Origin of the sequence: Dehalobacter sp. 12DCB1, from assembly GCF_004343605.1 — a bacterium.
Classification (GTDB): domain Bacteria; phylum Bacillota; class Desulfitobacteriia; order Desulfitobacteriales; family Syntrophobotulaceae; genus Dehalobacter.
This window is the reverse complement of the sequence record NZ_POSF01000012.1, coordinates 1-5,999: the sequence shown is the minus strand read 5'-3', so window position 1 is coordinate 5,999 and position 5,999 is coordinate 1. Positions and strand designations below refer to the sequence as shown.

The following is a 5,999-nucleotide window of genomic DNA, read 5'->3' as shown; positions in this document are numbered from 1 at the left end:
AGAGGACATTAAAAATTATCTTGTGCATTTGATGATAGATAAAAAACATTCGCACTCATTTGTAAATCAAAGTATCAGTGCAATTAAGTTTTTTTTCTTTTCTGTCCTTGGAAGGACGGATATTTGTTATAATCTGCCCCGACCCAAAAAGGAAGAAATACTTCCTGATGTGTTAAGTCAGGAGGAAGTATTTTGTATCTTGAGATCTGTTAAAAACATTAAGCATCGAGCCATATTGTTTTTAATATATTCTGCTGGTTTAAGGGTAAGTGAAGTGGTTAATCTGCAAGTGAATGACATTGATAAAAGCAGAATGCTAATCCATATACGGCAGGCCAAAGGGAGAAAAGACCGGTATTCAATTCTATCTGAAATTACACTCAATATTTTAAGAAAATATGTTAGGGAATATAAGGTGAAAGACTGGCTCTTTAAGGGAGGAAATGAAGGAAGTCACCTATCGGAACGGAGTGTTCAAAATATTTTTAAGGAAGCCTGCACAAAAGCGAATATTAAGAAAGATGTATCTGTTCATTCACTCAGACACTCCTTTGCCACCCATTTGCTGGAAGGCGGTACGGATCTGAGATATATCCAGGAACTTTTAGGGCATAAAAATTCTAAAACAACAGAAATATATACCCATGTAAGCCAACGGGATCTAGCCAAAATACACAGCCCAATCGATGCACTGGACATAGAGGTTTAAAAGAAGTAAATTCTGCTAAAGGAAATATCTCCGCAACCCTTGCGGTTTACCTCCATATTTGGATGTAATCCGCAACATATGCGGAAAAAGGACGTTATATGCAATGCCACAAAACGCCGCGCCTCCATGCGCGGATTATGGAGATTACTATGTAGCTATTTTATATTGTTAATCTATTCTGATTGAATAAATTTGTATAGCATAAGATAAACAAGAATTTATCTGTCAAAGGAGAGAAAAAATTTGAATTGGCTTAACGAAGTGCAAAACAGAATTAAGAGAAAAAATCAGATTCTTTTTGCTAAAGATAGTGAATTTTTAGCCGATTTAGCAGCATTGATTCAAGAACAAAATCATCGGACAATGGTCTTGTGGGCATTTGAATTTGCCGATGAAACTGTTAAAAGGTTGTTTGAGCGTTATCCGAACGAAAAGCGACTCGAATCCGCTGTGCTGGCATCAAAAGACTGGGCTGCTGGTAAAGTAAAAATGCCCGTGGCTAAGCGCGCGATTTTGCAGGCTCACGCAGTGGCAAAGGAAATCGACTCTCTTGAAGATATAGCTTTGTGCCATGCCATCGGGCAAGCTTGCGGCGTGGTTCATGCGAATGGACATGCTATCGGTTTTCCAATCTATGATTTGACAGCTATAATTAGACACTATGGTGTACCAGAATGCAAAAAAGTTGTTGAGGAGCGTAAGCAAGAATATATTGAGCAGATATATTATTGGCGAGAACATTATAAAGACTATCCGTGTGAATGGGCAGATTTTATGATGGCGGATTGATTTTGCAATTATGAGTAGTATTTATTTTAAGAAAAAAGAAAGATTGACAAATTCCAATTTATATGGTGTGAAAGTATGAGATGCCCACATTATTAAAGTATGATCATGTGGGAGTTTAGGGGGCCGCCGTCCTGGCGGCCTCTGAGCAAGAAGTGTGGCACTGCATATAACAGTGAATTCCCAAAATCTGAGAGAATATGAATGTAGTAACCAGACTTCGGGAATTCACGAGACGTTAGGCGAAATCGGACGGGGGTCGCGCCATCCTTGGCGCGAGTCGATTTTGAAGAAGAATCGGAGAGATTTTTTATGAATGTTGAGTTGTTTGATGGTGACTATATTTTACAGATTTATGATGACTTAATGTATACTCTGAACTCAACTGACAATAAGTACATATATGATAATGAATATTACGACAGGTCACTCGCCAATCATCATTTTTTGAGTAAATGTGGTTTGTCAATTATGAAAGATGGAGATGTCTTAAAAAGTGCAATTGTAATGAGCTCTGGTGGCCCTACTAGGGTTCATCCAAAATCCTTTGTAATTGATGACAGTAGTTTAATAATTATAGTAGGGAACAAAGCTTCTTGTTTGTCGATTCCGGATTTAGTATTAGATTGGCAAACCGAATGCGACTATGCTTGTTGTTTTGGTATTTATCGCTTTTCAGGTGATTTTTTAGTTAATGGTGAACTGGAAATTACACGCATAGATAAGAGCGGAAATATCAAATGGCAATTCTCTGGGGCAGATATTTTCGTAGATCCTGAAGGAGAAGATTGTTTGTTCATTTCAAACGATAGAATAAAAGTTAGAGACTGGAATGGAGATAGTTACTTATTAGACTCGGATGGGAAGCCGGTTGTATAAGGGCCCGCCGTCCTGGCGGGCTCTGAATTATAAGCGTCCGACTTCGCCTAACACAGCATTCCCGCCACTTGGAGGATTATGAATGTGGTCAGGGCGCGGCGGGAATGCCTAAACGTTATCTGAAACCTGGCTTTCGGGGCTAAATCAAGAAGCTATATTGTCTTTTCCCGTGCAGGATTCTCCTGATTTCAATTATTTCGTCAAGTACAACGTAAAACACAAGGTAATTCCCAATGATAAGGATACGATAATTCAGATTCATTAAGCGCATATCTTTAGGGATTGACCCCATATGTGGAAAGTTTTCTAGCTTTGAAATTGTCCTATCAACTTCGTCAAGGAAGGACTGCGCTGCTAAAGGATCATCAATCTGAATATACTCAATGATACTGGTTAAGTCTTCTTGAGCAATAGGAAGATATTCAATATGATACTTCTTAGTCATTGAGCTTCTCCCTAAGATTTTTCATTAAATCATTATGCGAGATTCGATTCATTCCGGAATTGCTTTGAGCTTCAGCTTCTCCCAATTTTTGATAGAGTTCTAAGAGCGCCTGTTGTTTTTCGTATAATGCCATGCTCATAACAACAAGGTCACCTTGACCGTTCTTCGTAATAAAAACAGGTTCACCATCTTTATGACAGATTTCAGATATTTGATTAAAATTATTTCTAAGGTCAGAAATAGGTTTTATTGTAGGCATAATTCTATCCTCCTATATCATTATATATATTGATATTATATCATAATTGTGATAGATATATGCAAGCGCCAGGCATCAGATAACAAGGCATTATCGCAACTTTGCCAATATGAATGAAGCATGACGCTGCGGTAATGCCCAGCCGTTATATGCAATGCCACAAAACGCCGCGCCTCCATGCGCGGATTATGGAGATTACTTTGTAGCTATTTATTTTGGTAAGCTATTTGTAGAATAAGATCTGTTAAAGGAGAAAAAACATGAATTGGCTTAACGAAGTGCAAAACAGAATTAAAAGAAAAAATCAGATTCTATTTGCTAAAAACAGTGAATTTTTAGCCGATTTAGCAACATTGATTCAAGAACAAAATCATCGGACAATGGTCTTGTGGGCATTTGAATTTGCAGATGAAACTGTTCAAAGGTTGTTTGAACGTTATCCGAACGAAAAGCGACTCGAATCCGCTGTGCTGGCATCAAAAGACTGGCTGCTGGTAAAATAAAAATGCCCGTGGCTAAGCGCGCGATTTTGCAGGCTCACGCAGTGGCAAAGGAAATCGACTCTCTTGAAGATATAGCTTTGTGCCATGCCATCGGGCAAGCTTGCGGCGTGGTTCACGCGAATGGACACGCTATCGGATTTCCAATCTATGATTTAACAGCTATAATTAGACACTATGGTGTACCAGAATGCAAAAAAGTTGTTGAGGAGCGTAAGCAACAATATATTGAGCAGATAAATTATTGGCGAGAACATTATAAAGACTATCCGTGTGAATGGGCAGATTTTATGATGGCGGATTGATTTTGCAATTATGAGTAGTGATTTATTTAAAAAAAAGGAAAGGTTGAAAAATTCAAATTTGTATGGGGAGAAAGTATGAGATGCCCCCGTTTATAAAAGTATAATCATGTGGAATTAAAGGGGCCGCCGTCCTGGCGGCCTCTGAGCAAGAAGTGTGGCACTGCATATAACAGCGAATTGCCAAAATCTGAGATTATATGTATGTAATAACCAGACTTCGGCAATTCGCGGGACGTTAGGCGACACTGGGTCATTATTCAAGTTTTAGTTGCATGAATTATAAGTGTAAGATTGAAAGGATTGTTTTATGAAACAAGAGATTGAACATAAGTTGGAAATTTTAATTGGACTTCCATTCCTGAGATGCGGTAGAGCTTGTGACTTACAGTGGTTTGGATTTGGTAAAGATGTTCAACGGGTTGATCATAATGGTTCAATTCGGAATGTGCATGAGTATGCGGTTCATATTCAATGTGCGTGGAGAATAACAGGGCCTAAAGGTATAATAGTTGCTTCACGCGATAGGTACATGCCAAAAGATGGTTGGCAGGGCGATGAACAAGATTTTGAATGGGATGTTCAAGGGGAGAATCGTTGTGATCAACAAATAAGTCAATTTTTCCGGGAGTATAACAATTTGATCGTTAAATCAGTAGTTGCTGATAGATTTGGTGGTTTCTGTATAGCGTTATCCGATGGATTCAATATTGAAGCCTTTCCAGATGATTCTGATGATGGAGAACATTGGAGATATTTTACATTTATAGATGATTCTCCACACTTTATAGTATCTGGACAGGGAATTTCTTGTGATTAGTAATTAAATTATTTTAATGCTCTATGAATGAACGGTTTTTATTTTGTCCATATTTGCCGCGCCGCCTAACAATAGATTCCCGCAAGGGTGCCATAAGAGGAAAGTATTGGGCGGGTTCAGGCACCACATCCTCCCGCCTAAGATAAGAGCTATCTAAGGCGGGAGGACGTCGGGAATCCGAAACGTTATGTAAAATGACATATCGGAGAAATACTCTGGAGTTTTAATGAAAAATTACTTTCTTTAAGATGACCCTTTGGTATTATCGGATAGAAGGGAGATAATTAACTTGCAAAAAGATAAAGGAATGACAAGAATAATATTATTACTAGTTATTGTTGTGATCTTAATTTCTGTAATCGTAATTGCTTTTAAACATAATAACACGACCGTTTCGAATGAAGTACAAGTAGAAAACGAAAGTGCGATAGCCCAGGGAAACAATTCTTTTATACAAAGGTACAATGGGATGAAGTATCCAGTAAAAAGTGGAATCCGCCGCTATATTGGAGAGGACCCATTAAGAATCTATCCTAACTCGAATGCTCCTTATATTTATGAAGATTATAAACCGGAAGTTGTAGAACTCATAAATGAAGTTGGAATGAATCGAGAGACCTGGTGTCTTGTACTGGATAGCAGAGGAGTCAGTGGCTATGTTAATCGTTCTGACCTTATACCGATTGATGAGGACAAAGATGAGAAGTATTCGCGTGATTACGGGAATGGCATAGAGACATTAGGAGGATACAAGGTGGGGGAACGGATTGAAACCCTTATTGGCATACTTGACAGGGATTATTATCTTGCGTATGAGAATGGACGGATTTATGAGTTTCCGGATAATCATTCTAAAGATATCGTTGTAGAACCGATGAATCGTTTGTTTTCTGAAATTCGTTCTTTGGACGCATTTGTAGGATATACAAATAGAATTCGTCGTTTGAGAACCGATTCTCCCGAATTTCCGCTACAAGACGGTTACAAAGTAGGTGATAATGCTGTTAAGGTATTGAATTATTATGATTCAAAATATCAACGTTTAGATGACGAGAAGAAAGCCTTATATCAGTATTCAGGCTATACGTTTATTCTGGAAGAAGGTCACATGATGGAGTTTTTTATTGATACAGAAGAATTGAATCAGATCAGCGTTATAACATCAATCTCAATAGATTAGACAAAAAGTATTTTTATTGCATGATGATTTAATAAGATGCCACTTTACATAACAAGGCATTACCGCAACTTTGCCAATATGAATGTGTTTAGGACGCTGCGGTAATGCCCAACCGTTAT

General features: G+C 38.2%; 9 protein-coding genes. 7 read left to right on the top strand and 2 right to left on the bottom strand.

The genetic code is table 11. The features are described 5' to 3' along the window. Positions 1 to 169: 169 nt before the first annotated feature. The 3 genes from C1I38_RS05360 (at position 170) to C1I38_RS05350 (ending at position 2,374) form a co-directional block, all read left to right on the top strand. Positions 170 to 709, top strand: a complete 540-nt coding sequence (locus C1I38_RS05360; RefSeq protein WP_282432350.1) for a tyrosine-type recombinase/integrase — start codon at positions 170 to 172, stop codon at positions 707 to 709. A 243-nt stretch (positions 710 to 952) separates the two neighbouring features. Next, positions 953 to 1,498 carry a putative immunity protein gene (locus tag C1I38_RS05355; protein WP_119776362.1) on the top strand — a complete coding sequence of 182 codons (546 nt, stop codon included), beginning with the start codon at positions 953 to 955 and terminating at the stop codon, positions 1,496 to 1,498. Between the two features lie 309 nt (positions 1,499 to 1,807). Beyond that, positions 1,808 to 2,374, top strand: coding sequence for a hypothetical protein (locus C1I38_RS05350; protein ID WP_131930015.1), 567 nt, complete (start codon positions 1,808 to 1,810; stop codon positions 2,372 to 2,374). Positions 2,375 to 2,513: 139 nt separating this feature from the next. Here the strand turns inward: C1I38_RS05350 and C1I38_RS05345 are convergent, their stop codons facing one another. After that, complete coding sequence (locus C1I38_RS05345; protein WP_131930017.1) at positions 2,514 to 2,819, bottom strand: type II toxin-antitoxin system RelE/ParE family toxin; 306 nt, start codon at positions 2,817 to 2,819, stop codon at positions 2,514 to 2,516. Further along, on the bottom strand, positions 2,812 to 3,078 hold the full coding sequence (locus C1I38_RS05340; RefSeq protein ID WP_131930019.1) for a type II toxin-antitoxin system prevent-host-death family antitoxin: 267 nt from the start codon (positions 3,076 to 3,078) through the stop codon (positions 2,812 to 2,814). Before C1I38_RS05340 ends, C1I38_RS05345 begins: the two co-directional genes overlap by 8 nt. 260 nt (positions 3,079 to 3,338) lie before the next feature. On the opposite strand from C1I38_RS05340, the gene C1I38_RS14110 reads away from it, so the two are divergent. From C1I38_RS14110 to C1I38_RS05325, 4 genes are all read left to right on the top strand, one after another. Then, a complete protein-coding gene (locus C1I38_RS14110) occupies positions 3,339 to 3,581 on the top strand; it encodes a putative immunity protein (protein ID WP_207668614.1) in 243 nt (80 codons plus the stop codon). 2 nt (positions 3,582 to 3,583) lie between these two features. Continuing rightward, a complete protein-coding gene (locus tag C1I38_RS14105) occupies positions 3,584 to 3,883 on the top strand; it encodes a putative immunity protein (protein WP_348980944.1) in 300 nt (99 codons plus the stop codon). Between the two features lie 307 nt (positions 3,884 to 4,190). Next, the gene (locus C1I38_RS05330) at positions 4,191 to 4,700 is read left to right on the top strand and encodes a hypothetical protein (RefSeq protein WP_131930021.1); all 510 of its coding nucleotides are present in this window, start codon (positions 4,191 to 4,193) and stop codon (positions 4,698 to 4,700) included. 289 nt (positions 4,701 to 4,989) lie between these two features. Beyond that, positions 4,990 to 5,880 carry a hypothetical protein gene (locus C1I38_RS05325; protein ID WP_243109294.1) on the top strand — a complete coding sequence of 297 codons (891 nt, stop codon included), beginning with the start codon at positions 4,990 to 4,992 and terminating at the stop codon, positions 5,878 to 5,880. The last annotated feature ends 119 nt before the right edge of the window (positions 5,881 to 5,999 follow it).

Bases quoted from the DNA above. Each gene is read 5' to 3' on its own strand.
- C1I38_RS05350 (WP_131930015.1), top strand. From the start codon at position 1,808: ATGAATGTTGAGTTGTTTGATGGTGACTATATTTTACAGATTTATGAT.
- C1I38_RS05345 (WP_131930017.1), bottom strand. From the start codon at position 2,819: ATGACTAAGAAGTATCATATTGAATATCTTCCTATTGCTCAAGAAGAC.
- C1I38_RS05340 (WP_131930019.1), bottom strand. From the start codon at position 3,078: ATGCCTACAATAAAACCTATTTCTGACCTTAGAAATAATTTTAATCAA.
- C1I38_RS14110 (WP_207668614.1), top strand. From the start codon at position 3,339: ATGAATTGGCTTAACGAAGTGCAAAACAGAATTAAAAGAAAAAATCAG.
- C1I38_RS14105 (WP_348980944.1), top strand. From the start codon at position 3,584: ATGCCCGTGGCTAAGCGCGCGATTTTGCAGGCTCACGCAGTGGCAAAG.
- C1I38_RS05330 (WP_131930021.1), top strand. From the start codon at position 4,191: ATGAAACAAGAGATTGAACATAAGTTGGAAATTTTAATTGGACTTCCA.